This is a genomic window from Kiloniellales bacterium (assembly GCA_030064845.1).
Classification (GTDB): Bacteria; Pseudomonadota; Alphaproteobacteria; order Kiloniellales; family JAKSDN01; genus JASJEC01.
In genome coordinates, this window is the sequence record JASJEC010000040.1 from 1 (window position 1) to 25,382 (window position 25,382).

The 25,382-nt window shown below is 69.3% G+C and carries 26 protein-coding genes and 1 riboswitch; of the genes, 11 read left to right on the forward strand and 15 right to left on the reverse strand.

Translation table 11 applies throughout. The annotated features are described in order from the left end of the window. Positions 1–256, forward strand: a 256-nt coding sequence (locus QNJ67_14340) for a hypothetical protein (GenBank protein ID MDJ0610152.1), incomplete at its 5' end; no start/stop codon positions are given. Here the strand turns inward: QNJ67_14340 and QNJ67_14345 are convergent. Beyond that, positions 222–839: a TIGR04282 family arsenosugar biosynthesis glycosyltransferase gene (locus QNJ67_14345; protein ID MDJ0610153.1), complete on the reverse strand. Its 618-nt coding sequence runs from the start codon at positions 837–839 to the stop codon at positions 222–224. The genes QNJ67_14340 and QNJ67_14345 overlap by 35 nt on opposite strands. Further along, positions 836–1,534: a TIGR04283 family arsenosugar biosynthesis glycosyltransferase gene (locus tag QNJ67_14350; GenBank protein MDJ0610154.1), complete on the reverse strand. Its 699-nt coding sequence runs from the start codon at positions 1,532–1,534 to the stop codon at positions 836–838. Before QNJ67_14350 ends, QNJ67_14345 begins: the two co-directional genes overlap by 4 nt. A 107-nt stretch (positions 1,535–1,641) precedes the next feature. Between QNJ67_14350 and QNJ67_14355 the strand changes: the two genes are divergently transcribed. From QNJ67_14355 to QNJ67_14370, 4 genes are all read left to right on the forward strand, one after another. Then, entirely contained in the window at positions 1,642–2,730 is a 1,089-nt protein-coding gene (locus QNJ67_14355; GenBank protein MDJ0610155.1) for a PA0069 family radical SAM protein, read from the forward strand. A 58-nt stretch (positions 2,731–2,788) separates the two neighbouring features. After that, entirely contained in the window at positions 2,789–4,201 is a 1,413-nt protein-coding gene (locus QNJ67_14360) for a cation:proton antiporter (protein MDJ0610156.1), read from the forward strand. Between the two features lie 10 nt (positions 4,202–4,211). Next, positions 4,212–4,847, forward strand: coding sequence for a ribonuclease HII (locus tag QNJ67_14365; protein MDJ0610157.1), 636 nt, complete (start codon positions 4,212–4,214; stop codon positions 4,845–4,847). 116 nt (positions 4,848–4,963) lie between these two features. Continuing rightward, a complete protein-coding gene (locus QNJ67_14370; protein ID MDJ0610158.1) occupies positions 4,964–5,989 on the forward strand; it encodes a site-specific DNA-methyltransferase in 1,026 nt (341 codons plus the stop codon). Between the two features lie 4 nt (positions 5,990–5,993). Here the strand turns inward: QNJ67_14370 and fetB are convergent, their stop codons facing one another. The 6 genes from fetB to QNJ67_14400 all read right to left on the reverse strand — a co-directional run bounded on the left by fetB (position 5,994) and on the right by QNJ67_14400 (position 11,208). Further along, a complete protein-coding gene (fetB, locus tag QNJ67_14375; GenBank protein MDJ0610159.1) occupies positions 5,994–6,797 on the reverse strand; it encodes an iron export ABC transporter permease subunit FetB in 804 nt (267 codons plus the stop codon). Continuing rightward, positions 6,794–7,420, reverse strand: a complete 627-nt coding sequence (locus QNJ67_14380) for an ATP-binding cassette domain-containing protein (protein ID MDJ0610160.1) — start codon at positions 7,418–7,420, stop codon at positions 6,794–6,796. Before QNJ67_14380 ends, fetB begins: the two co-directional genes overlap by 4 nt. 92 nt (positions 7,421–7,512) lie before the next feature. Further along, the gene (locus tag QNJ67_14385; GenBank protein ID MDJ0610161.1) at positions 7,513–8,022 is read right to left on the reverse strand and encodes a cold-shock protein; all 510 of its coding nucleotides are present in this window, start codon (positions 8,020–8,022) and stop codon (positions 7,513–7,515) included. A 398-nt stretch (positions 8,023–8,420) separates the two neighbouring features. Then, positions 8,421–8,975 carry an ATP-binding cassette domain-containing protein gene (locus QNJ67_14390; protein MDJ0610162.1) on the reverse strand — a complete coding sequence of 185 codons (555 nt, stop codon included), beginning with the start codon at positions 8,973–8,975 and terminating at the stop codon, positions 8,421–8,423. Then, on the reverse strand, positions 8,972–10,519 hold the full coding sequence (glpD, locus tag QNJ67_14395) for a glycerol-3-phosphate dehydrogenase (protein MDJ0610163.1): 1,548 nt from the start codon (positions 10,517–10,519) through the stop codon (positions 8,972–8,974). The genes QNJ67_14390 and glpD overlap by 4 nt, the downstream gene beginning before the upstream one ends. Before the next feature lie 140 nt (positions 10,520–10,659). After that, positions 10,660–11,208, reverse strand: coding sequence for a DUF2889 domain-containing protein (locus QNJ67_14400; GenBank protein ID MDJ0610164.1), 549 nt, complete (start codon positions 11,206–11,208; stop codon positions 10,660–10,662). A gap of 245 nt (positions 11,209–11,453) precedes the next feature. Between QNJ67_14400 and QNJ67_14405 the strand changes: the two genes are divergently transcribed. Next, positions 11,454–12,308: a phytanoyl-CoA dioxygenase family protein gene (locus QNJ67_14405; GenBank protein MDJ0610165.1), complete on the forward strand. Its 855-nt coding sequence runs from the start codon at positions 11,454–11,456 to the stop codon at positions 12,306–12,308. A 123-nt stretch (positions 12,309–12,431) separates the two neighbouring features. On the opposite strand, the gene QNJ67_14410 is transcribed toward QNJ67_14405, so the two are convergent. From QNJ67_14410 to QNJ67_14420, 3 genes are read right to left on the reverse strand one after another with little or no spacing between them, the layout of a single operon-like run. Beyond that, positions 12,432–13,733, reverse strand: coding sequence for an HlyC/CorC family transporter (locus tag QNJ67_14410; protein ID MDJ0610166.1), 1,302 nt, complete (start codon positions 13,731–13,733; stop codon positions 12,432–12,434). 39 nt (positions 13,734–13,772) lie between these two features. After that, positions 13,773–14,888, reverse strand: a complete 1,116-nt coding sequence (gene aroB, locus QNJ67_14415; protein ID MDJ0610167.1) for a 3-dehydroquinate synthase — start codon at positions 14,886–14,888, stop codon at positions 13,773–13,775. Beyond that, on the reverse strand, positions 14,885–15,514 hold the full coding sequence (locus QNJ67_14420) for a shikimate kinase (protein MDJ0610168.1): 630 nt from the start codon (positions 15,512–15,514) through the stop codon (positions 14,885–14,887). Before QNJ67_14420 ends, aroB begins: the two co-directional genes overlap by 4 nt. A 362-nt stretch (positions 15,515–15,876) precedes the next feature. On the opposite strand from QNJ67_14420, the gene QNJ67_14425 reads away from it, so the two are divergent. The 4 genes from QNJ67_14425 to QNJ67_14440 all read left to right on the forward strand — a co-directional run bounded on the left by QNJ67_14425 (position 15,877) and on the right by QNJ67_14440 (position 21,122). Further along, on the forward strand, positions 15,877–17,757 hold the full coding sequence (locus tag QNJ67_14425; protein MDJ0610169.1) for a hypothetical protein: 1,881 nt from the start codon (positions 15,877–15,879) through the stop codon (positions 17,755–17,757). Between the two features lie 15 nt (positions 17,758–17,772). Then, a complete protein-coding gene (locus QNJ67_14430) occupies positions 17,773–18,747 on the forward strand; it encodes a site-specific tyrosine recombinase XerD (protein MDJ0610170.1) in 975 nt (324 codons plus the stop codon). Between the two features lie 83 nt (positions 18,748–18,830). Beyond that, entirely contained in the window at positions 18,831–19,811 is a 981-nt protein-coding gene (locus tag QNJ67_14435) for a CoA ester lyase (protein ID MDJ0610171.1), read from the forward strand. Between the two features lie 156 nt (positions 19,812–19,967). Further along, complete coding sequence (locus QNJ67_14440; protein ID MDJ0610172.1) at positions 19,968–21,122, forward strand: zinc ABC transporter substrate-binding protein; 1,155 nt, start codon at positions 19,968–19,970, stop codon at positions 21,120–21,122. Between the two features lie 155 nt (positions 21,123–21,277). Here QNJ67_14440 and QNJ67_14445 read toward each other — a convergent pair whose 3' ends face one another. The 4 genes from QNJ67_14445 to QNJ67_14460 all read right to left on the reverse strand — a co-directional run bounded on the left by QNJ67_14445 (position 21,278) and on the right by QNJ67_14460 (position 24,242). Then, entirely contained in the window at positions 21,278–21,961 is a 684-nt protein-coding gene (locus tag QNJ67_14445) for a TenA family protein (GenBank protein ID MDJ0610173.1), read from the reverse strand. Position 21,962: 1 nt separating this feature from the next. Beyond that, positions 21,963–22,973 (reverse strand): ABC transporter substrate-binding protein, encoded by a 1,011-nt coding sequence (locus QNJ67_14450; GenBank protein MDJ0610174.1) that lies wholly within the window; start codon positions 22,971–22,973, stop codon positions 21,963–21,965. Positions 22,974–23,031: 58 nt separating this feature from the next. Next, a riboswitch (TPP riboswitch) is annotated at positions 23,032–23,140 on the reverse strand. A 69-nt stretch (positions 23,141–23,209) separates the two neighbouring features. Continuing rightward, positions 23,210–23,533 carry a hypothetical protein gene (locus QNJ67_14455; protein ID MDJ0610175.1) on the reverse strand — a complete coding sequence of 108 codons (324 nt, stop codon included), beginning with the start codon at positions 23,531–23,533 and terminating at the stop codon, positions 23,210–23,212. 301 nt (positions 23,534–23,834) lie between these two features. Then, positions 23,835–24,242 (reverse strand): VOC family protein, encoded by a 408-nt coding sequence (locus QNJ67_14460; protein ID MDJ0610176.1) that lies wholly within the window; start codon positions 24,240–24,242, stop codon positions 23,835–23,837. A 117-nt stretch (positions 24,243–24,359) separates the two neighbouring features. Between QNJ67_14460 and QNJ67_14465 the strand changes: the two genes are divergently transcribed. Then, positions 24,360–25,313 carry an acetyl-CoA carboxylase carboxyltransferase subunit alpha gene (locus QNJ67_14465; protein MDJ0610177.1) on the forward strand — a complete coding sequence of 318 codons (954 nt, stop codon included), beginning with the start codon at positions 24,360–24,362 and terminating at the stop codon, positions 25,311–25,313. Positions 25,314–25,382 lie beyond the last annotated feature (69 nt).

Sequence of the window (25,382 nt, forward strand, 5' to 3'; positions counted from 1 at the left end):
CTGGATCCCGATCTACGACAAGAGCTGCGTGCCGGGCTTCTACATGGCCTGCGGCTCGAGCGGCAACCAGTTCAAGAACGCGCCGCCCGCGGGCGCGATGATGGCGGCGCTGATCGAGCAGGTCGAGGCCGGCCGGGACCACGACGCCGAGCCGGTGCAGTTCCCCATGGCCTACACCGACCGGACCATCGACGTCGGCTTCTACAGCCGCCGGCGCACGATCAACCCCGAGAGCAGCTTCTCGGTCCTGGGCTGAGACGGGCCAGGTCGGCGGCGGTGTCGACGTCGTCGAGCTCTTCCAGGAAGGCGACCCGCTGCCCGCCGAGACCGGCCAGGGTGTCGGCCCGGGCATGGGGGCCGCCCCAGCGCACGCCGCGAAAGGGCAGGGCGAGGCGCGGCCGCCGGCGCGCGCCGATCAGCCAGTAGCCGCCGTCGCTGGCAGGTCCGATCACCCAGTCGTTCCGGCCGAGAGCGGCGAAGGCCTGGGTCACGTGGGTGCCGGAGATCTCCGGGATGTCGGTGCCGACGATCACCACCGGCCCGGGCGGCAGTTCCCGGAAGACGCGTCCCATGCGCCGGCCCAGGTCGCCCGGGCCCTGCGCCCTCAGGCGGGCCGGCGTCGCCCAGAGGCCGCGCGGCCGCGCGATCTCCCGGTCGGGCGTCACGGCCAGCCAGGTGGTCCAGTTCGGGCTGCGCGCCACGCGCCGCAGCAGGCCGGCGGTGGTCAGACGGTGGAAGCGCAGGGCGGCGACCGGGCCCAGGTCGCGGGCGAGGCGCCGCTTGACCCGGCCGAGCCGGGGCGCGCGGGCGAAGACCACCAGGTGGCTCTGCAGGCTCATCCGTAGAGCCGCTTGAGCCAGGCTGGCGGCAGCCCGGCGAAGTAGAGCGCCAGGATGCCGAGGTTGCGCAGCGGCCGCAGCAGCCAGCCGCCCCGGCGGTAGCGCGCCGCCGAGGTGATCGCTTCGCTCTCCAGCATGACCAGGCGCCGGCGGCCGAGGCGGCGGACGAAGTCGACGTCCTCCATCAGCGCGAGCGGGCGGTAGCCGCCGAGGCTGCCGTAGAGGCTCTTGGTGATCAGCAGCCCCTGATCGCCGTAGGGCAGGCCTAGGGTTCGCGCCCGCCAGTTGGCCACGGCCTCGATCCGGCGCGCCTGCGGCGCCGGGTCGTCGAGCTCCAGGCGGAAGTAGCCGGCGCGCCGGGCGTTCCGGGGCACGCTCATGAAGCGCTCGGCCGCACCGACCCATCCGGGCGCGAGGCGCGTGTCGGCGTGGAGAAAGAGCAGCCAGTCGGCGCCGGCGGCTGCGGCGGCCGTGGCGAGCTGGCGGCCCCGGTTGGCGCGGCCGGCGGAGAGCACCCGCGCGCCCCGGTCCCGCGCGACGCGCGCGGTCTGGTCCTTGGAACCGCCGTCGCACAGCAGGACCTCGGCGATCAGTCCCTCGCGGCGGCCCGGCTCCAGCGAGTCGAGCACGGCCGGCAGCCCCGCCTCGGCGTCGAGGGCGGGAATCAGCACGGAGATCCCGGGGTCGGCGGTCATCGGCCGCTCTTTAGCACGGCGGTGCCACGAGATCGACGGTCTCCGACAGAGCGCTTCCGACAGAGTCGTTCTTGTTTTGTTCTTTCTGTGGGCGTAAACTCTCAGCCATGGACGACGCGGTTCCCAATAAGGCGGTCAAGGGGCGCGGCGCGGTCAGCAACGAGGCCGGGCGTTACGAGCCCTACCAGAGAGTCCGGACCGCCGACGGCTGGGAAGGCGCCTGGGACCGGGACGCGCCGGAGCCGCGGGCCGACACGCTGATCTCGCCCGACGCGAGCCGCGAGATCATTGCCACGAACCAGTCGCCGGACATCCCCTTCGACCGCTCGATCAATCCCTATCGGGGCTGCGAGCACGGCTGCATCTACTGCTACGCCCGGCCGAGCCATGCCTGGCTCGGCCTCTCACCGGGCCGGGACTTCGAGACCCGGATCTTCGCCAAGCACGAGGCGCCGGCGCTTCTGCGCAAGGCCCTGTCCAAACGCGGCTACAAGCCGAAGGTCATCGCGCTCGGCGCCAACACCGACCCCTACCAGCCGGCCGAGCGCAAGCTGGAGATCACTCGCGGCGTCCTGGAGGTGCTCCGCCAGGCGCGCCATCCCGTCACCATCGTGACCAAGTCGGCGCTGATCCTGCGCGATCTGGATATCCTGGCGCCCCTGGCCGAGGCCGGCCTGGTTCGGGTCATGGTCTCGGTGACCACCCTGGACGGCGCGCTGGCGCGCAAGCTGGAGCCCCGGGCGCCGCGTCCGGAACGGCGGCTGGCCGCCATCGAGGGGCTCAACAAGGCCGGGGTGCCGGCCGGGGTGCTCGCCGCGCCCATGATCCCGGCGCTGAACGACGCGGAGATGGAGAAGATCCTCGAAGCGGCGGCCGGGGCCGGCGCGCGCTCCGCTGGCTACACGGTTCTGCGGCTGCCCCTCGAGATCAAGGACCTGTTCCGGGAGTGGCTCGACGCCCACTTCCCGGACCGCCGCGACCGGGTCTTCAGCCTGGTGCGCCAGACCCGGGGCGGCAAGCTCTACGACGCCGACTTCAAGCACCGCATGCGCGGGCACGGCGTCTATGCCGAGATGATCGCCAAGCGCTTCCAGATCGCCCGCAAACGGCTCGGCCTCGACAAGAACGAATGGCAGCCGGATACCAGCCAGTTCGTCGCCCCGGGTCCCGACCCGAATCAGCTCGCTTTGTTCTGAGACTTGTCCCGCCTCGTGACTTCTGGTTAACGGCCGGCGTGCTAGAGTCACCGCCATCATGGAGTCGGTGCATGACCACAGCCAGCTGACCGGATTGGCGCTCGTCGTCCTGGCGGCGCTGGGCTGCGGGATGGCCATGCAGCGCTTTCGACAGCCGGCCGTGGCCGGCTACATCCTGGCCGGGATGATCCTCGGGCCTTCGGGCGCCAGCTTCGTCGAGAACCGCGACATGATCCAGCAGCTCGCCGAGCTCGGCGTGCTGATGCTGCTGTTCCTGATCGGCATGGAGCTTTCCCTGCGCGGCGCGCGGCAGGTCTGGGGCATCGCGCTCGCCGCCACGGGCCTGCAGATCGCGGTCAGCCTGCTCGCCATGTTCATCTTCGGCCAGGTGCTCGACTGGCCTCTGCCCCAGGTGCTGCTGCTGGGCTTCGTCGTGGCGGTCTCCAGCACCGCGGTCGCGATCAAGATGCTGCAGGAGATCGGCGAGCTCAGGACCCGGATCGGGCAGATCACGATCGGCGTGCTGATCGCCCAAGACCTGGCGGTCGTGCCCATGATGCTGATCATCGGGTCGTTCGGTCCGGGTGGGTCGATCGGTATCGAGGCCGTGCTGAAGATCGTTCTCTCGATCGTCTTCCTGGTGCTCCTGATCATCTACCTGAGCGGACGCCAGCGCATGCGCCTGCCCTTCGCCCGGCTGGTCGGCAAGTCCGCCGACCTGACGCCCCTGGCCGGCCTGGCCTTCTGCTTCGGCGCGGCGGCGATCTCGGGCGTGCTCGGCCTCTCGCCGGCCTACGGCGCCTTCCTGGCCGGCCTGGTGATCGGCAACTCGACCAGCCGACGGGTCATGATCCACTACACGGCGCCGATCCAGAGCGTCCTGCTGATGGCCTTCTTCCTGTCGATCGGCCTGTTGATCGACCTCGAGTTCATCTGGGCCAACGTCTGGACCGTGGTCCTGATCGTTGCCTTCATCGCTCTGTTCAAGACGGCGCTCAACGTCGGGCTGCTGAAGGCGCTGGGCGAGACCTGGCCGCGCGCCTTCCTGTCCGGTGTGCTGCTGGCCCAGATCGGCGAGTTCTCCTTCATCCTGGCGGCGCTCGCCATCAGCAGCGGCGCGGTCACGGCCGAGACCCACCGCCTGATCGTCTCGGTGACGGTGCTCTCGCTGATCGTCAGCCCCTTCTGGCTCGAGACCGCCCGCCGGCTCAACCGCATCGTTCTGATCGGCGTCACCTCGCCGCGGGAAATGCTGCGTCTCACTTTCGGCCGCGAGGTCGGCGCGCTGTTCCGCTCGACCCGGCGGGCCGAGCACCGCATGGTCGATATGGCGACCGGCGCGACCCGCTGGGTCGGCGACATCATGCCCCAGCCGTCGCGATCCTCGCCGATGAAGCGCCCGAAGTCGGTCGACCTGGCCCAGGACCTGGGCAAGCCGGTCAAGGGCAAGATCGAACCGGTCAAGGACTGAGGAGGACGCGGTGCCCGACTTCGAGCTCGAGCGGGCGGAGGGCGCCGGCACCGGCCGCTGCGTCGTCGGGGTCGACGAAGCCGGACGGGGTCCCTGGGCCGGCCCGGTGGTGGCGGCCGCGGTCTGGCTCGAACCTGCGCGTCTGCCGCCCGGTCTCGCCGCGGCTCTCGACGATTCCAAGCGGCTGTCGGCGCGCGCCCGCGCCGGCCTGGCGGCGGCACTCCAGGCGGCTCCGCCCGAGGCTGTCCGGCACGGACTGGCCGAGGCGGCGGTCGAGGAGATCGATCGCCTCAACGTCCTGCAGGCCAGCCTGCTCGCCATGGCGCGCGCCGTGGCGCGCTGCGGCCTGGCGCCCGACGTCGCCCTGGTCGACGGCAACCGGGCGCCCGATCTGCCGTGCCGGGTGCGCACGGTGATCAAGGGCGACGCCCGCAGCCTGTCGATCGCCGCCGCCTCGATCCTGGCCAAGGTGGCGCGGGACCGGCAGATGGCCTGCCTGGCGGGGGCGCACCCGGGCTACGGCTGGGAACGCAACCAGGGATACGGCACGGCCGAGCACCGGGCCGCGCTGTCCCGGCTCGGGGTTACCCCCCAGCACCGGCGGTCGTTTCGGCCCGTGCGTGAGGTCCTCGATCTAAGCGATTGACTCTCATGACTCTTGACGGCGAGTCTCCGGTGACTCAGGATGCCCGCACCTGCGCCGCCAAGGGGGACCCCGGGTTGCAATACGACATCATTCGTCAGGGTAATTGCATCGAGGAGATGGGCCGCCTCCCGGAAACGTCGGTCGATCTCGTCTTCGCCGACCCGCCCTACAACCTCCAGCTCTCCGGCGACCTGAGCCGTCCGAACCACAGCCGGGTCGAGGGCGTCGACGACCACTGGGACCGCTTCGACGACCTGGCCAGCTACGACGACTTCACGCGCCGCTGGCTGGCCGCCGCGCGCCGGGTCCTCAAGGACGACGGCTCGCTCTGGGTTATTGGCAGCTATCACAACATCTTCCGGGTCGGCGCCTGCCTCCAGGACCTCGGGTTCTGGATCCTCAACGACGTGGTGTGGCGTAAGTCCAACCCCATGCCGAACTTCCGCGGCCGGCGCTTCACCAACGCCCACGAGACCATGATCTGGGCGGCCAAGCACCAGGAAGCGGCCTACACCTTCAACTACGCGGCCATGAAGGCGCTGAACGACGACCTGCAAATGCGCAGCGACTGGCTGCTGCCGATCTGCACCGGGGCCGAGCGGCTGAAGGACGGCCAGGGGCGCAAGGCGCACTCGACCCAGAAACCCGAGGCCCTGCTGCACCGGGTCATCCTGGCGGCGAGCAAGCCGGGCGATCTGGTTCTGGACCCCTTCCTGGGCAGCGGCACCACGGCGGCGGTCGCCAAGCGGCTGCGGCGGCGCTACATCGGGTTCGAGCGCGAAGCCGACTACGTCGCCCTCGCCGAGCGCCGGCTCGCGGCGGTCCGGCCGCTCGACGACGAGTCCCTCGCGGTCACCCCCTCGAAGCGTGACCAGCCGCGCATCCCCTTCGGCTGGCTGGTCGAGCGCGGTCTCCTGGAGCCGGGCACGCTGCTCTACGCGCCCGGACGGCGGAGCGTCGCCAAGGTGCGCGCCGACGGAACCCTGGTGACCGCCGACTTCCGGGGCTCGATCCACCAGGCGGGCGCCCACGTTCAGGGCGCGCCGGCCTGCAACGGCTGGCAGTTCTGGAACATCGACGTGGAGGGGCAGCTGGTGCCGATCGACGTGCTCAGGCAGAAGCTGCGCGCTGAGTTGTCCTGACCGGTCAATCGCGCGCCGGGGCGAGCCGGTCGAGGCGCAAACGGTGGCGGTTGTCGCTCAGCCTTCGGGTTCCCCAGAGTACCGCGGTGGTGGCGCCGAAGCCCGTACCGCCGGCGATCAGGAACATGACCAGGATCTGGTAGCGGACCGCCGCGTCGGGATCGGCGCCGGCCAGGATCTGTCCCGTCATCATGCCGGGCAGGGAGACCAGCCCGGTCGCCGCCATGGCGTTGATGATCGGCATGTAGGCGCTTCTCAGGGCGGCGCGGGTGACCGGCAGGAAGGCCAGGCTGCGGGTCGCGCCCAGCGCCAGCCGCGCCTCGACCGCGGCCCGGTCGCGCACCAGGCCGCTCGAGAGCGTGTCCAGCCCAAGGCTGATTCCGGTCATGGTGTTGCCGAGCACCATGCCGAGCAGCGGCAAGGCATAGCGGGGGTCGTACCAGGGGTCGGGGCCGACCGAGGCGGTGAGGCCGAAGGCCGTGACCAGGCCGGCGGCCATCAGCATCGACCCCGTGCCGAGGCCGTAGGACCACCAGCCCCGCATGCGGCGCCGCTGCCGGGCCATGATCTCCCGGCCGGCGAAGAGCACCATGGCCAGGGCCGCCACGGCGGTCCAGAGCGGCGAGGCCAGGGCGAAGAGGGTGGTCAGCACGAACCCGATCAGAGTCAGCTGGACGATCATGCGCAGGGTTGCAATCCCGAGCTGACGAGCGATGCCCAGGTTGAGGGCGACCGAGAGCGCGCCGTTGATCAGCACAAGGACCGCGGCGATGGCGAGGTCGGCATATCCAAGGGGAATCGCGTTCACGGGACTGACTCCACCGCCTCGCCGCGCTCCATCCGCAGGCAGCGCTTCGCCACGCGTTTCGCCTGGGACGCGTCATGGGTAACCCAAATCGCCCCCGCGCCCGCGTCCAGCCTTTCGCGCACGGCGGCCTCCACGGCTTCCCGTCCGGCCTCGTCCAGGGCCGAGGTCGGCTCGTCGAGCAGGAGCACAGAGGGCCCCTGCACGAGCAGACGGATCAATCCGAGCCGCTGCGACTCCCCGGTGGAGAGGCGGCCGACCGGCCAGGTTGCGCAGTCTTCGGCCAGGTGGAACCGTCGGACCAAGGGGGCCGCCGCCGTCCAGTCTTCGAAGTGAGCGCCGACCGTCTCCGCCCACCAGCCGGGCTCCGCCGCCGCGTAAGTCACCAGGCGCCGCCACGCCGGTGCGCTCATCGCCGAGCGCGCTTGCCTGGCCAGACTGACGTCGCCGCTGTTGGGATCCAGATCGGCCAGCGCGCGCAGCAGGAGGCTCTTCCCGGAACCGGAGGGACCCATGACGGCCAGGCACTCGCCCGCAGCGAGATCGAAGGAAACCTCGGCCAGCCAGATGCCGCTCAGGCCGCGCACACGCAGCAAGATCTCGTCAGGCCGCAGCACAGACGCCACGCTTTCCTGGGCTTTTTCGGGCGAACTCACCAGCCGCCGGTCTTGCGTCCTGCCGCGCTTCTCTCCACTCCGTGAACGACCGCGGAGTGGTCTTATCCAAGAACCTCGACGTGCTCGGCCATGGGGCCTTTCTGGCCATGGCGAATGCTCAAGCGCACGCGCTGGTTCGATTCCAGCGTCGCCAGTCCGATCCGCTGCAGGGTTCGCGCCGACACGAAGACGTCCTTGCTGCCGTCGTCTGGAATGACGAAGCCGAAACCCTTCTCGGCGTTAAAGAACTTGACCGTGCCCTCGAGCTGCGACGTCTCGGCTTCGCCCATCATCGCGGGCTGCGGCGCCGAGTCCGGCGGATCCTCGACGTGGTTGATCGCGGCGACCTGGAGGCCTTTGCGGCCTTGTGCCAGGTCACAGACGATCTTGGCGCCTTCCGGCAGGTCCCGACGCCCGATTTCCTGCAGGACGGAAATGTGCAGGAAGGCGTCCGGCGAGCCGTCGTTGGGCTGAACAAATCCGAAACCCTTAACGGGATTGAACCATTTGACCACCGCGGCGACCGCGTGCTGCGAGACCGCCGGATGGTCGAAATCTTGACCGTTTGCCATTGATGGTATGCTCCGAAACGTAACGCCCCTAGTCTCAAGCCCAACACGCCCGCGAACCGGAAACCAAGCGTGGCCAGCGCTCAATCCCAACTTGCGGTCCCTCTATACCGCGACCACGCGAAACGCCCTGCCATTAGTTTTGCACGGCAATATGGTTGCTGTACATGGTCTTCGAGAGAAACTCGAACGAATTGCCGCTGTATTGGCGACCCGAAGGGCCTGATCCACGACAATCAGGGTGTCCCGGGACGCCGAGACCGCCTTTTCGAGCCTAAAGCGTCGCCAACGGTCATGGTTCTGTAAAAAAAGAACGGGGCGGAAGGACTTTCCGCCCCGAAATCGCGCGATTTCGTCGCGATTAACGTATCAAGAGCGGTGCCTCCGCACCGCGTGATGGACTACTTGACCCGTCCCTCGCGCCAGGCCTGGATCAACTGGTCGTAGTCGACCGTCTCGCCCTGGGGCTTCTCGTTGGCCAGCTTGGCCTTGGGCGAGCCCGCCTGGCTAAGCCACTTCTCGGGATCGATCTCGTCGTTGAGCTTCGGTCCGCAGTCACCCTGAACGTTGGAGCGCTGCAGCCGCCTGAGCACCTTGTCCTGCTCGCGCGCCAGGTTGTCCATGGCGGTGTCCACGGTAACCTCGCCAGCCACCGCCTCGCCGATGTTCTGCCACCAGAGCTGGGCCAACTTGGGGTAGTCGGGGACGTTGGTGCCGCTCGGCGTCCAGGCGACACGCGCCGGGCTGCGGTAGAACTCGACGTCGCGGCCGTCGAGCAGCAGGCGCCCGCTGGTCGGACGGTCGAGGCCGGCCATGATGCGCATCAGCGATGTCTTGCCGGCGAGGGTCGGGCCGAGCAGGACGTTGAGCGAGCCCGGCGCCAGCTCGAGCGTGATGTCCCGGAGGTGGGTCTCGGAACCGACCGTCTTGCCGACCTGCTCCAGGGCCAGGCTCATGGCAGGGCGATCCGCTCGGCGGCGGCGGTGGCACGGCGGGCAATCCAGTCGTCAAGCCGCGCACGGGTCTCCGCCCCGCAGTGCAGGCCGAGCTTCGACCGTCGCCACAGGATGTCCTCGGCGGTCTGCGCCCATTCCTGGTCGACCAGATAGCGAAGCTCCGCCTCGTAGAGACCGTCGCCCAGGGCTTCGCCGAGATCGTCGAGCGCCGCGGCCCGCCCGACGATGCGCTCGGCGCGGGTGCCGTAGGCGCGCAGGTAGCGCCGCGCCAGGGCCGGTGGAAGCCAGGGGTGCGCGCCTTGAAAACGCTCGAGATAGGCGTCGAAATCGGCGTCCGGCATGTCGCCGCCCGGCAGGGACACCTCGGCGGTCCAGGGATCGCCGGTCGCTTCGAGCCAGGGCGAAAGCTTGGCCAGGGCGTGCTCGGCCAGCTTGCGGTAGGTCGTGATCTTGCCGCCGAAGACCGAGAGCAGCGGCGCGGCGCCGTCGTCCGCATCGATGTCGAGGACGTAGTCGCGGGTCACCGCCGAGGCGTTCTCGCTCGCGTCGTCGTAGAGCGGGCGCACGCCGGCATAGCTCCAGATGACGTCCTCCGGTCCGATCTGCTGCGCGAGATAGCGGTTCGCAGCGTCGCACAGATAGCGGGTCTCGTCATCGGCGATGCGGGCCTCGGCGGGGTCGCCGTCGTAGGGCACGTCCGTCGTCCCGATCAGGGTGAAGCGCTGCTCGTAGGGGATCAGGAACACGACCCGCCGGTCGGTGTTCTGCAGGATGTAGCTCTGCTCGCCGTCGTAGAGGCGCGGGACCACGATGTGGCTGCCCTTGATCATGCGCACCGCGCTCTTCGCGTTCAGGCTCGCCACGCTTGTCAGGGTCTCGCTGACCCACGGCCCGGCGGCGTTGATCATGATGCGCGCCCTGATCCGTTCGGCGGCCTCGCCCCCGCTCGGGGCCAGGTCCATCTCCCAGAGGCCGTCGCGGCGCCGCGCGCTGACGCAGCGGGTGCGGGTTCGGATCTCCGCGCCCCGTTCCCGGGCATCCAGGGCGTTGAGCACCACCAGCCTGGAGTCCTCGACCCAGCAGTCGGCGTAGCTGAACCCCCTCTTGACGTCGCCGGCCAGTGGCCCGCCCAGGGGATCGCGCGTCAGGTCGAGCCCGCGCGATCCCGGGAGCCGCTCGCGGCCGCCCAGGTGGTCGTAGAGCCAGAGGCCGAGGCGCACCATCCAGGCGGGCCGCAGCTGACGGGCGTGGGGCAGCACGAAGGTCATGGGCCAGATGATGTGGGGCGCGGCGCGCAGCAGGACCTCCCGCTCGATCAGTGCCTCGCGCACCAGGCGGAACTCGAAGTACTCGAGATATCGCAGGCCGCCGTGGATCAACTTGGTGCTGGCCGAGGAGGTCGCCGAGGCCAGGTCGTGCTGCTCGCAGAGCAGAACCTTCAGGCCGCGGCCCGCCGCGTCGCGGGCGATCCCCGCGCCGTTGATTCCGCCGCCTACGATCAGAAGATCGTAGATCGGGCTCTTGGCCATGACCGGGCCGGACAAACCGCTCCTCCCCACAGCCCTCGCCGGCGGACGGACGGTCTCGCATCGGTGCGAGGCGCCGCGCCGCGGGGCCGGCACAGTCTAGCCCGCATTTCTCGGCCAAACCAAGGTCTGCTCGGTGGGAGGGCGGGATGGGCGACTCAGCTGCCGGTGTAGAACGACGGCCAGATCCGCTTCACGATCTCGCCGTCGCTGCGGTAGGCGTGGCAGGAATCGATCATCCCCGGCCTCTTTGCGGGATTGGGATCTTCGACCTTGGCCGCGATCTTCGGGTAGATCGTCTGGAAGGCGACGGTCGCCATGGCGCCGAGCATCTCGACCAGGTGCGTGCAGCCCTCGACCCCGCCGAGGTTCTTGCGGATCGCCGCGCGCCAGCCGAGGCTTATCTTGGTGCCGATCATGCGCTTGAAATTGGGCGTAATGTCGCTGCACATTCGGTAGGGCGAGGCCTCGGTCGTGGCTTCGATGTCCCGCACCACGAAATCGGTATCCAGGGTCAGGCGAATGATCATGTCGTGCAGGGGCGTTCCCGGCTCGATCCGCCCCCGGTAGTTGTTGTCGAAGCCGTAGGTCTTGACGTCGGTCATCCGCCCTTCGATGTCCCAGAGCCCGTCGGCCCGTTCGAATCCCTCGAAGTGATAGCGGCGTGTGTGCAGGTGCTTGCGCTCGGCCGGCGGCGACAAAGGCATGATCTGGGCTTTCGAAAATTGGCTCGGGCACGGGGACCCGGATGGCCGCGGAACGGACGCACTATAAGAAGCGTCCAATGGCCGTCAAGACGAGGCGAGGCGAGCGTAGCATGGACCGTCCGGCCGGGCGGGCCGTCATCCTAAATGATTGCTTTTCTTGTGTTCCGAGGCGCCTGTTCCGGGGCGGCCGCTTCCGCTAGACTGCCGGGCCTGTGCACCCCGGGGCGAGGGAGCGTGAGGCTGCGATGACCGCGTTGAGCCCGGCCGAGATTGCGGCCTATCGGCGCGACGGCTACGTGATACCCGATTTCCATGTCGGCTCTGCGCGTCTGGCGGCCATGCGCGCGGCGCTCGGCCGCCTGCTCGACGAAAACCCCCATCTCGCCTCCGACGTCATCATCTGTCCGCACCTTCTGGACGAGGGCGTGCAAGGCTTGAGGGGCGCCGGGGCGTGGCTCGAGTTCGCCTGCGCTCCGGAACTGCTCGATCTCGCCGAGTCGGTCCTGGGTCCGGACATGATCCTCTGGGGCACGACAGTTTTCGGCAAGCCGGCGGGAACCGGCAAGGCGACGCCCTGGCACCAGGACGCCGCCTACTGGCCGATACGCCCGCTTGCGACCTGCACGGTCTGGGTGGCGCTCGACGATTCGGGCCCGGAGAACGGCTGCCTGCGCGTGATTCCGGGCACTCACAGGTCGCGCGACCGCTACGAGCACAAGACCGAGGACCGCGACGACCGCACCCTCAACAAGGAGATCGCCCCCGCCGCCTTCGACGCGGGCCAGGCGCGCGACCTGGTGCTGAAGGCCGGCCAGGTCTCGCTGCACGACGCCTACCTCGTGCACGGCTCCGCGCCCAACAGGTCGGGACGGCGGCGGGCCGGTTTCGTTATCCGGCTCATGCCGGCGACCTCGCTCTGGGACCGGGAACTGGGCCGGCGCATGGCGGGAGAGCAGTCGCTGGTCGACTTCGCCGGGCGCACCCTCTACCTGGTGCGCGGCACCGACCGCGACGGGCGCAACGGCGCTCTGCCGCCGCCGCTAGAGGCGGCTGAAAATGCGCCTCGTAGGCACCATCACCCTTCGACAAGCTCAGGGTGAGGGCGAGATGTTTTAGACACTAACCCTCATCCTGAGCTTGTCGAAGGATGACCGTGGTCAAGGACTGAGGAGTTCTTCATCAGCCTGCTAGAGCGGATCCGGGTTTGACTGAAACGCCAGAGGTCAGTCGCCGACGGCGGCTTCTGGCGCCTCCGCATCGGGTTCCTGCTCGAGCGGGGTCACCTTGAGCGAGGTGATCTGGTTGCGCTTGCGCTCCAGCACTTCGAAGCGCATGCCATGGAAGGCGAAGACCTGGCCCTCTTCGGGGATGCGCCGCGCCTCGTGCAGGACGAGACCGGCGACGGTCGAGGCTTCCTCGTCGGGCAGGCGCCACTCGAACTGGCGGTTGAGGTCCCGGATCGTGACGTCGCCGTTGGCTACGATGGCGCCGTCCTTGAGCAGTTCGACGCCGGCCATCTCGACGTCGTGCTCGTCGGCGATCTCGCCGACGATCTCCTCCAGGATGTCCTCGAGTGTGACGATACCCATCAGCTCGCCGTACTCATCGACCACCATGGCGAAGTGCTCGTGGCGGCTGCGGAAGGCCTGGAGCTGGGACAGGAGGTCGGTGTTCTCCGGGATGAACCAGGGGTCGTTGGCGATCGACTCGATGTCGATCTCGGTTAGCTGGCCGCCCTTGGCCTGAACCGCGCGCAGCAGCGCCTTGGCGTGCAGGACACCGATGATGTTGTCTTGCGACTCGCGCCACAGCGGAATGCGCGTATAGGGGCTCTCGAGCACCTGCTTGACGATGGTCTCGGTCGGCAGGTCGGCGTCGACGATCACCACGTTGCGCCGGTGCGTCATGATCTCCTCGACCTCGACGTCCGCCAGGTCCAGGATCGAGCGCAGCATCTGCCGTTCGTGGCGCACCTCCTCGCTCTCGCCGGCGTGCAGGTCGATGGCGCCGCGCAGCTCTTCCTCGCTCGAGGGGTCACTATCGATCCAGCGGATGCGGAACAGGCGCAGGGTGCCCTGGACGATGGACTGGACCGCGATGGTGACGGGGCCGAAGACGAAGACCACCACGCGCATCACCGGCGCCACGGTCAGGGCGAGGCGGTCGGCGTTGTGGATCGCGTAGGTCTTGGGCAGAACCTCGGCGAAGATAAGCACCAGCAGGGTCATGGCCAGCGTGGCGTAGACCATGCCGGCTTCGCCGAACAGGCGGATCAGGATGCCGGTCGCCAGGGCCGAGGCCATGATGTTGACCAGGTTGTTGCCCAGCAGGATCGCGCCGATCAGGCGCTCCTTGGTAGCGAACAGGCGGTTGACCACGAGGGCGCGGTGATCGCCCTGCTGTTCCAGGGTGTGCATGCGCGGGCGCGAAGCGGCGGTCAGGGCCGTCTCCGAGCCGGAGAAGAAGCCCGACAACACCAAGAGCGCCAGGATGGCGCCGATCCAGACGAAAAGTTCGGTTTCCATGGTTTAAGACTTCGGGTTCTTGCCTGAGAGTTCAGTGGCTTATGCCGCCAGGGCACTATTCAACATGGCCTCGACCTCGGCCATTTTCACGTCCCGACTCAAAAAAGCTTGGCCGATGCCGCGCGCCAGGACGAAAGTCACCTGGCCGTCCTCGACCTTCTTGTCGCGCGCCATGTGCGCGACCAGGGCCGCGCCGCTCAATCCGGGACGGCGCAGCCCCTCCACGCCGGCCGGCAGGCCGATCGCGGCCAGGTGGCGCCGAACCCGGGCGGCGTCCTCGGGCGGGCAGAGCCCCAGGCGGGCCGAGAGGTCGAAGGCGAGGACGAGGCCGGCGGCCACGGCCTCGCCGTGCAGCAGCGCCTCGCCGTAGCCGAACTCCGCCTCCAGCGCGTGACCGAAGGTGTGGCCCAGATTGAGCAGCGCGCGGCGCCCGGTCTCCCGCTCGTCCTCGGCGACCACGGCCGCCTTCGTGGCGCAGCCGGTCAGAACCGCGTGGCGCAGGGCGGCGGGATCGCCGTCGATCATCGCCGCGCCGTGGCCTTCGAGCCAGGCGAAGAACTCCGGATCGCAAATCAGGCCGTACTTGACCACCTCGGCGTAGCCGGCGAGCAGCTCGCGGCGGGGCAGGGTCGAGAGCGTCTGGGTGTCGGCCAGCACCAGGCGCGGCTGATGGAAGCTACCGACCAGGTTCTTGCCGTAACGCGTGTTGATGCCGGTCTTGCCGCCGACCGAGGAATCGACCTGGGCCAGCAGCGTCGTGGGGATCTGCACGAAATCGACGCCGCGCAGCATGATCGAGGCGGCGAAGCCGGCCAAATCGCCGACCACGCCGCCGCCGAGCGCCACCACCGGGGTGCCCCGCTCCACCTTGGCCGCCAGCATGCGGTCGGCCAGGTCCTCCAGGTGCTTGAAGTCCTTGGTCGCCTCGCCGGCCGGGACGACCAGGATCTCGTAGGCCAGTCCCGCGTCGTCGAGCGCGCGCGCGAGCGGTTCGGCGTAGAGCGGCGCGACGTTCCCGTCGGTCACCACCATGACGCGCCGGGCCCCGGTCGCCGCGGCGATGTGCCGTCCCGCGGTCGATACCAGGCCTTCGCCGACCAGGATGTCGTAGGCGCGTTCGCCGAGCGCGACCGGCAGGCGGGACCACTCGCTCATGGCTGTGCCGCCACCGCCGCGCCGGCCGTCGCGGGCTCGCAGGCGAGAAAGCGGTCGAGCGCCTTCATGGTTCGCTGCACCGTCACCTCTGGGGGTTTGTCCGCGCTCTCCACGATAATGTCGGCTTCGGCGTAGACCGGATAGCGGGCGTCGATCAGACCGCTCAGGATCTGACGCGGATCGCCGGTCTTGAGCAACGGGCGGTTGTTGCGCCGCGCGGTCCGTCGGAGCAGGAGCTCGAGGTCGGCCCGGATCCAGATTGAGATCCCCTTGTCGCGTATCGCCTGGCGGGTCCGTACGTCCATGAAGGACCCGCCGCCGGTTGCCATGACGTGCTTGGGTCCGTCCAGAAGCCGCGCAATGACCCGGCGCTCGCCGTCGCGGAAAGCGGCCTCGCCGTGACGGGTGAAGATCTCCTCGATGGTGCAGCCCGCCGCCGTTTCGATCTCGGCGTCGGCATCGATGAAAGGAAGCTCGAGGCGCGCCGCCATCCGGCGCCCGATGCAGCTCTTCCCGGCGCCCATGAGGCCGACCAGCACGATCGAGCGCGGCACCCTCACGATCCCGCTCCTGTCTCGGGCTGGGGACGCGGTGCCCCGGCGGCAAGGCAGGCCCCGCCCGGCCATGGGACCGGCAGGCGCCCAAAAAGCCCCGGAAGGCCGCTAAGTTCCTGTTTCACCGTTGCCTGCCTGCGGGCTCGCCGATAAATTGCCGCAATATCGCCACAGTCAAAAAGTAACACAAACCTGCGGGTCCCATGCAAGCCTGCCTCGATTTCGTCCCTCTCCGGTCCGGTCCTCCCGGGCCCGGGTGCGCGGGCGTGGTTTCGTCACCGTTAACGAGAGTTCAATCCGGGGAGCCATGAACCGAAACAAACTGCTTATGGCCTCCGCCGCGCTGTGCGTTCTGGTGCTGACGGCGGGGGGCGTCCTGGTCGCGACATGGGAGCTGCCGCCGCCGACCAAGCCGGTCGAAAAGGCCATACCAAATGACCGTTTCCCTCGCTAGGAGCGGCTGGATACCAAGTCTTACCGGCTTTGCCGTGGCGCTGGCCGTGGCCGGCGCCGCGCCCGCGCCGGTCTGGGCGCAGACCTCTCTCGAAAGCGGCGGCGCCGCGACCGGAGCGCCCCGGCCGCTCGCGCCGCCGACCGCCCTGATGCCCGGCGCCGAAGGCCCCGCGACCGCCGAGGAGGCCCGCCCTGCTGCCCTGGCCCCGACCGCCCGGACCCTGCCCTCGAGCCTGACCCGAGGCATGGAAGGCGAGGGAAGCGGCCTCATGGGCATCGAGATCAATCCCCTGGGGGACATCGACCCCGACGCGATCGGCACGCTTGACGCCCGCAACGGCGGCTTCGGCGGCGACATGTGGAGCCGCAGCGATCGCACGGCCGTGGAGCGGCTGCTGCGCCGCCTGCCCTCGCGGCTCGAGTCGGCGACCCTGCGCGGGCTCGCCCGCCGCCTGCTGCTGACCAATGCCGAGCCGCCGCGCAGCCGCCGCGCCACGACCGAGGCGACTGCCACCCTGCTGGCGACCCGGGTCGACCGCCTGGCGGCCCTGGGCGACGTGCGCGGGCTGAACGAACTGCTGCGCCTGGTCCCGCAACGCTACGAAAACGATCGGATCGCCAGAGCCCGGACCGAGGGGCTCCTGCTCACCGGAGAGGTCGAGGAGGCCTGCCGCAAGGTGCGCCGCGAGGTGGCGCGCGACGGCGCGGCCGGCTACTGGCGCCGGGCCATGGTCTACTGCCAGCTCCGCTCCGGCGAGTTCGACCAGGCCATGCTGGGCGTCGGCCTCATGGTCGAGCAGGGCAGCACCGAGGACGATCCGGCCTTTTTCACCCTGGTGGACGCCTTCGCCGGCGCGGAGACGGCCAGCGTCACCGTCGACTCGCCACTGCATCTGGCGATGCTGCACATGATCGACCGGCCGCTTCCCGACGATCTGATCGAGGCCGCCAGCCCCGGCCTGCTGGTCGCCATTGCCGCATCGGAGCGAAGCGATCTCGAGCCGCGGACCCGGGCGGCCGAACGGGCCGTCTCCATGGGTGTCCTTCGCACCGCGGCGCTCAGAGAGATCTACGATCTTTACGTCTTCGATTCCGCCGAGCTCGACGATCCCATCGCCGCGCTGGACGAGAACCCCGGCGGGCCGGGGCGCGCCCTGCTCTATCAGGCGGTCCGCGAGCGCGAGCAGCCGACGGCGCGGGCCCAACTGATCCAGGCCGCCCTCGAGCGCGCGGCCGATCCTGCCGTCTATCAGCTCCTGGTCCGGGTGCTGCTGCCCGACCTCCTCGAGGTGCCGGTCGAGCCGCCGCTGCTCTGGTTCGCCGACCCCGCCGGCCGCGCGCTCTTTGCCGCCGGCCGCCTGGACGAAGGGGCCGCCTGGTATCTCCTGGCGCGCCAGGAGGCGCTGCTCGATCCCCAAGGCGCGGCCGCCGCGGCGAGCCTCTGGCCCTACTATCGCCTGGCCGGCAATCCGACCTTGCCCTGGCAGGGCGACATGGAGGCCTGGCAGGCCTCCCGCGAGGACGAGTCCTCCGCCGAGCTCGCGCGTCAGGCCTGGCTTCGCGGCGCGCTCAAGGCCCTCGGCGAGGACGAGGGCGAAGCCGTGTCCTGGCTCGATCTCGCCACCTTGAGCTCCGAGGCGCCGCCGCCCGACGGCGCGCTCCTCTTCGCACTGCGCGATGCCAGCGACATGGGCAGGGTCGGCGAGACCGTGCTGCTGTCGATCCTGATCATCGGCGAGAAGGGGCCGGCCGACTGCCACCCGACCGCCCTGGTCGCCGCTCTGTCGGCCCTGCGCGGCGTCGGGCTGGAGCGGGAAGCCCGGGCCCTGGCGATCGAGGCGGCGGTCGCCAAGGGCATCTGAGCGGCCTTGCCGGCGATGCCCGGACCCGGAGGCCGCCGGCGTGCCGCCGGCGAGGGCGCGCCCTACCACCCGCCGCCCCTGGTCGAATCCTTCCTCGAGATGATGTCCGCCGAGCGGGGCGCGTCGGGTAACACGCTCGCGGCCTACGGCAAGGACCTCGAGGCCTACGGCGGCTTCCTGGCGCGCCGCGGCCTCGCGCTCGAAGCGGGCGGCCGCGACGAGATCGGCAGTTTCCTGGCCGAACAGCATCGCGGCGGCCTCTCGCCCCGCACCACCGCGCGGCGCCTCTCGACGCTGCGCCAGTTTCACCGCTTCCTCATGCGCGAGGGCGTCAGAGCGGACGACCCGCTCGACGGGCTTGAGGCGCCGCGCGGCGGGCGGCCGCTGCCGAAGATCCTGACCGAGGCCGAGGTCGACCGCCTGCTGGCGGCGGTGCACCGGATGAAGGGGCCGGAAGGCCGCCGCCTGGCGGCCCTGGTCGAGCTGCTCTATGCCACGGGCCTGCGCATCTCGGAGCTGGTCACCCTTCCGCTCGGCGCCGTCGCGCGCGACCCCGAGGTGCTGCTGGTGCGCGGCAAGGGCGGCCGTGAGCGCCTAGTGCCCCTGAGCCCGGCGGCGCGCGAGGCGGTCAAGGCCTACCGCGCGGCGCGCGCCGCCTTCCTGGCCGGTCGTCCGGACTCGCCCTGGCTGTTCCCGTCGCGCGGTGCGGCGGGGCACCTGACCCGGCGCCGGGTCGGTCAGCTGCTGAAAGAGCTCGCCCTCGAAGCGGGGCTCGCGCCGGAGAAGGTCTCGCCCCACGTGCTGCGCCACGCCTTCGCGAGCCACCTGCTCGACCACGGCGCCGATCTGCGCTCGGTCCAGCAGATGCTCGGCCACGCCGACATCTCGACCACCCAGATCTACACCCACGTCCTGAACGAGCGGCTCAAGGCGCTGGTCCGCGAGCACCATCCCCTGGCGCGCGCGGCGGGCCGGGGAACCGGCGGCTGAGGCCGGCGGCGGCGGAGTTGACAGCGCCGGGCCCAGCTGCCACTTAGCGCGTCCAGATTTCGAGCCGAGACAGGGGAAGGTCCATGAGCTTTACCATCGTAGAGCAGGCGCCGGCGCGCCTGAACCGCAGCGAACTCGCCGTTCCGGGAAGCAATCCCAAGCTGTTCGAGAAGGCAGCCGCCTCGGCGGCCGACGTGGTCTTCCTCGACCTGGAAGACGCGGTGGCGCCCGACGACAAGGTGCAGGCCCGCAAGAACGTCATCGAGGCGATCAACGATATCGACTGGGGCAGCAAGACCCTGTCGCTCAGGATCAACGGCCTCGACACCCACTACATGTACCGCGACGTGGTCGACGTGCTGGAGCAGACCAAGGGCCGGCTCGACCTCTTCATGATTCCCAAGGTCGGAACGGCGGCCGACGTCTACGCGGTCGACATGCTGGTCACCCAGATCGAGGACGCCATGGGCCGCGAGAAGCGGATCGGCTTCGAGCACATCATCGAGACCGCGCTCGGCATGGCCAACGTCGACGAGATCGCCGCCGCCTCCAAGCGCAACGAGAGCCTCCACTTCGGCGTCGCCGACTACGCCGCCTCGACCAAGGCGCGAACCACGGTGATCGGCGGTCCCAACGCGCTTTACGGCGTGCTGACCGACCAGGAAGAGGGCAAGGAAAGGGACTACCACTGGGGCGACATGTGGCACTACGCCGTCTCGCGCATGGTGGTGGCGGCCCGGGCCAACGGCCTCCGGCCGATCGACGGCCCCTTCGGCGACTTCTCCGACCCCGACGGCTTCGTCGCCCAGGCCAACCGGGCGGCCTGCCTCGGCTGCGAGGGCAAATGGGCGATCCACCCGAGCCAGATCGAGCTGGCCAACAAGGTCAACAGCCCCTCGGAGGCCGAAGTGACCAAGGCCAAGCGGATCCTCGAGGCCATGGAACAGGCCACAAGGGAGGGCAAGGGCGCGGTCGCGCTCGACGGCCGCCTGATCGACATCGCCTCGATCAAGCAGGCCGAGGTCATGGTCAAGAAGGCCGAGCAGATCGCCGCGGCCGGCTGAGTTAGCGATCCCCCTCTCCTTCGGGAGAGGGGGATCGGTCGAGCGCAGTCGCGCTGGCCTTGGCTTCGGCGCCGTGGGCTATTGACTCGCCCGAACGAGACCCGCTTACTTTCGCAACGTTATAACATTTAGCCTTTGACCCGAAGGGAACTGCCAATGCCGGTCCTCCGCCAGATCGACGCCCGCAACATGATTCCGCGCCGCCTCTTCGTCGCCGCTGCGCTCCTGCCGCTGGTCGGCGTACCGCTTCAGGCCGCGGCCGCGCCCAAGGTCGTCACCAGCATTCCCCCGGTGCACAGCCTGGTCGCCGGCGTCATGGAAGGCGTCGGCGAACCCACGCTGCTGGTGCCCGGCGGCGGCTCGCCCCATGCCTACAATCTGCGCCCCTCGCAGGCGCGCAGTCTGAGCGAGGCGGATGTCATCTTCTGGGTCGCTCCGGCCTTGGAGGGCTTCATGGTCAAGCCCCTCAAGGCCCTGCCGCGCGACGCGCGGGTCGTGGAACTCTCCGAGCTGCCGGGGCTCGCCCTGCTGCCGGCCCGTGTCGGCGGCGCCTGGGACGACCACGGCCACGATCACCATGACGACCATGACGAGCATGGGCACGACGACCACGCGCACGACGACCACGGCGACAAGGACCACGGGCACGACGATCACGGGCACGAGAAGCACGCCGGTCACGACGACCACGCCGATCATGACGACCATGGGCACGACGATCACGGGCACGGGAAGCACGCCGGTCACGACGACCACGCCGATCATGACGACCACGCCGAACACAGCGCCCACGGCGATCCGCACATCTGGCTCGATCCGCGCAACGGCAAGCTGATCGTGCGGGCGGCGGTCGAGGCGCTCACCGAGCGCGACCCGGCCAATGCGGCGCGCTACCGGGAGAACGGCGCTGCCGTGGCGGCGCGCCTCGACGCCCTCGACGCCGAGTTGGCAGCCACCTTGGAGCCGGTGCGAGGCCTGCCCTACGTCGTGTTCCACGACGCCTACCAATACTTCGAGGTCCGCTACGGGATGTCGGCGGTCGGTTCGATCACGCTCAGTCCGGAGCGTGCGCCGGGCGCCAAGAGGCTGCAGGAGATCCGCGAGAAGATCGTCTCGACGCGGGCCGCCTGTGTGTTCAGCGAGCCGCAGTTCGAGCCCTCGCTGGTCGAGACCGTCGTGAGCGGGACCGGGGCGAAGACCGCCGAACTCGATCCCCTGGGCGCCCGCTTGCAGCCCGGACCGGCGGCCTACGACCGGCTTCTGCGCAACCTGTCGAAATCGCTGATCACCTGCCTCAAGCCGGTCAGCTGACACCGCCGAGGAGCTCGCTGCGGCGGGCTGAACCAAAACGCCCTCACCCTCCCGCTTGCGCGGGTCCCTCCCTCTCCCACGGGGAGAGGGTATGATGGGTCCCTGCGGCTGCGCTCCCTCTCCCTCCGGGAGAGGGTCGGGGTGAGGGCGACTGGTTAGGCTTTGTAAGCGTCGTCGAAGAAGGCCTCTTCGAGCTCCATCATGCGCCGGAACAGGCGGGCGAGTTCGTCCTGCCGCGTCGGCGGCATGGCCGGGCCGCGCCGGTCCATGTCCTCGCGCAGCCAGCCGACGAAGGCCTTGAAGGCCGGGTTGGCGTGGAGCTCGATCCACTCCCGCAGGTAGAAGCGCGCCGGCTGCTTGTCGGCCACGGCGCCGGCCCAGGCCTCGTAGCACCACTCGGCGGCGAGCAGCACGACCAGCGCGCTCTCGTAGCTGCCGTCCTCGGCTGCTTCCGCCAGGACCTCGCCGAAGGCCTGCCCGATCTGTCCGGGACCGGCGGACTGCCATTCCGCCTCCGGCACGCCGAGCGCCTCGAAGGAGCGCAGGAAGTAGTCGTTCTCCTCGCTGGTGACCGCGGCGAGGAAAGCGGCCAGACTGCTCTGGGGCGGCATGTCGGGCGCCACGACGATGGCGTGGGCGACGTGGCGCACCAGGGCGTCGATGAAGCCGTAGTCCTCGATCAGGTAGCGCCGGTAGACCGCGTCGGGCAGGCTGTCGTCGGCCAGCTCGCGGGTGAAGCGGTGCCCGACCGCGGCCGACCAGAAGGGCTCCGCCTCGGCCTTGAGCCAGTCCGAGAAGCGCGCCCCGGGCCGGCCGGCGGCGTAGTCCCCGAAGTCCATGCTAGTTTCCTGCGGGGGCGGGCAGCTCCACCGCGTAGCTCGCGGTCGGCGGCAGCTGCTTGACGATGCCGCGCGCCATCAGGAACTTCCCGAAGGCCTCGTAGCGCCTGCGATCGAGGGCGGCCGGCCGCAGGGCGAAGCGCGGCAGGGTGTCGCGCCAGGCGCGGCGGTTCAGCTCGTCATCCAGTCCGGCCTTGTAGCCGGCGAAGAGCTTCCAGGACTCGTCCTGGTGGTTGATCAAGTAGAGCACCCCGCGCTCGACCGCCGAGACGAACTTGGCCAGCGCCGCGTCCCCGACCCGGTCCTTGTGGGCCACGATGATCAGCTCGTCGTAGGCCGGCACACCCTCTTCCTCGACGTAGAAGGCCCGCCCCTTGCGGCCCTCGATGGCCAGCTGGTTGAGCTCGAAGTTGCGGTAGGCGCCGATCACCGCGTCGACCTGTCCGGACAACAGCGAGGGACTGAGCGAGAAGTTCACGTTGATCAGCTCGATATCGCTGAGGGTGAGGCCGTGGCGCTCCAGCATGGCGCCGAGGATCGCGTCCTCGAAGCCGCCGACCGAGAAGCCGACCTTGCGGCCCTTGAGGTCGGCGACGGACTTCACCGGGCCGTCGGCCAGCACCAGCAGGGTGGTCAGCGGCGTCGCCACCAGGGTGCCGATGCGCACCAGGGGCAGGCCCGCCGCCGCCTGAATGTGGAGCTGGGGCTGGTAGGAGATCGCGATGTCGGCCTTGCCGGCGGCGACCAGCTTGGGCGGGTCGTTGGGATCGGCCGGCTCGATCATCTCGACCTTCAGGCCGGCCTCCTCGAAGTAGCCCTTCTGCTGGGCCACGATGAGTGGCCCGTGGTCCGGGTTGACGAACCAGTCGAGCAGGACCGTGAGCTTGGTCTCGGCGGCGGCCGGCTGGACCCAGGTCAGGGAAGCGGCCGCGAGCAGCAGGGCGGCGGCGAGGCCGGACCCCAGGGGCTTGATGAGCGGCGGCTTGATGGGCAGGGGCTTGATGAAACGCATGACGTGTACCCTCCAGATCGTCGCGAGCGATCCAGGGCGCTTGTCGGGGTGCAGTTGGGGACCTTGCGGGTTCCGTTCCCTGCGCCGGCATGACCCGGATCAGGTTCGAAGGGTCACCGCCGGCATGGCGGCCTCTCAGCCCGTTCAGGGCTCCCCTAGGAACGGCATGAGCATGGGAGGGCACCCCGGCGCTGTCAAGCGCTCGCAGATTTCGCCTTTTTGCCGCCGAACAGGCCCTAGGCCAGAGGCTCTTCCTCGCGGGGTTCGCTATCCTGCCAGCCGCCGCCTTCCGTCATGATGCAGGTGGCGCCGCCGGGTAGGGTGACCAGGATCGTCCAATTGCCGCGCGGGCCGACGAAGAGTTCGAGAAGCTTGCCGTCCGTGGTGATACCCAGCCCGCTTCGCTGCTCGTCGAACTGCTGTTCCAGCTTCTTCACGAAGTAATCGTGCTCGGCGCAATAGCGGAGCTGCGCGTCGGCGGACGATCCCGCCGCGGTCAGAACCGTGGTCGACGCCAGCGTCGCCAGAACATATCCCGTCACATGCCGCAGAACGGCCATCACCTCTCCTCTGCCGGTCCATCCCGCCGGCGACAATCGTTGAATAGTGTCCGAGGCCGAGAAATTGGCGCTCAAGGACTTAATGACATGTATGGCGGCAAGCCAAAGAATTCCAGGTCAAACAAAGAACCGTTCTGCAATAATAAAAGGTAGGGGGAAAACCGCGAGCTGTAGGGCCTGAGGGAGCGTAGTTAGATCAAAAATTTGAGTTCTCTCTTATGCAGATACTGCGTTTTACAGCACGCCCGAAAATTTTCTTTTTGTATTCTCTTCCTGGCACTGCAGTCCAATCGCTGAGACCTCAGCCATCCGACTCCGGCGAAGCTGGATCGAGAAACTTCTGGAACTCGATCACATAGCCGTTGGGGTCCTCGGCGAAGAAGCTGTAGATCCCAAAGGCCTCGATGCGTTCCGGCGGTCCGCGCAACGTCGCCCCGGCGGCTTCCAGGCGGGCGTACCAGGCGTCGACCCCGTCGGTCACCAGGGTGATCATGCCGCCCCGGGGCTCGACCACCCGGTCCTCGAAGGCGCGGCAGACTCCGATGAAGCTCGACGGCCCGGTCCGGAAGATGCGCGCCGCGCCCTCGTCGCGCACGACCGGCAGGCCGAGGAGACCGCCGTAGAAGGCGGCGGTCCGCTCCAGGTCCTCGGTGTAGACCCAGGTGATCTGCTGGTCGATCGGGATCGGCATGGCGTCGCCGAGGAGCATAGACCGGCGGCCGAAAGGCTCCAATCCCGAGAAATCCCCGGGAAACGCAGGCTCCTTTACCCCGCGTTAACCACGATTGGGTTCGCCTAGGCTCAGGGGCTGTGATAGAGAAGGGCGATGCAGCACTACCTGGATTTCGAAAAGCCGATTGCCGACCTCGAAGGCAAGGTCGAGGAGCTCCGGCACCTGACCAACGAAGGCGACCTCAACATCGCCGAAGAGGTCGGGCGCCTGCAGACCAAGGCCGAGCGCCTGCTGCGCCAGACCTACGCCAAGCTCTCCGCCTGGCAGAAGACCCAGGTGGCGCGGCATCCCGAGCGGCCCCACTTCCGCGATTATGTGGCGCTGCTGGTTGACGACTTCACGCCGCTCGCCGGCGACCGGGCCTACGCGGAGGACCAGGCGATCATCGGCGGCATCGGCCGCTTCCGCGGCTACACCGCCATGGTGATTGGCCACGAGAAGGGCCACGACACGGCGACCCGGGTGCAGCACAACTTCGGCATGGCGCGCCCCGAGGGCTACCGCAAGGCCGAGCGCCTGATGCAGCTGGCCGACCGCCACCGCATTCCGGTGATCACGCTGGTCGACACCGCCGGCGCCTACCCGGGCATCGGCGCCGAGGAGCGCGGCCAGTCCGAGGCGCTCGCCTGCTGCATCGAGACCTGCCTCCGGCTCGAGGTGCCGCTGATCTCGGCGATCATCGGCGAGGGCGGGTCGGGCGGCGCCATCGCGCTCGCCGCCGCCAACCACGTCATCATGCTGGAGCACTCGATCTACTCGGTGATCTCGCCCGAGGCCTGCGCCGCGATCCTCTGGCGCACCGGCGAGCAGGCCCAGGATGCGGCCGAGGCGCTGAAGCACACGGCCCAGGACCTGCTCAAGCTCGGCGTCATCGACGAGATCGTGCCCGAGCCCCTGGGCGGCGCCCACCGCGACCCCGAGGCCACGATAGAGGCCCTGGGCGACCGGCTCGAGAAGGCGCTGGTCGCCCACATGTCCGGCGACGAAGACCCGCGCGCGGCGCGCCGCCAGAAGTTCCTCGACATGGGCCGCAAAGGGCTCTCCTGAGCCGGGCGTTGCGCCGCCGTCGGGGCGACCGATATCCCCTCCCAAAGTGCGCGAAAGACTGCTAATCAC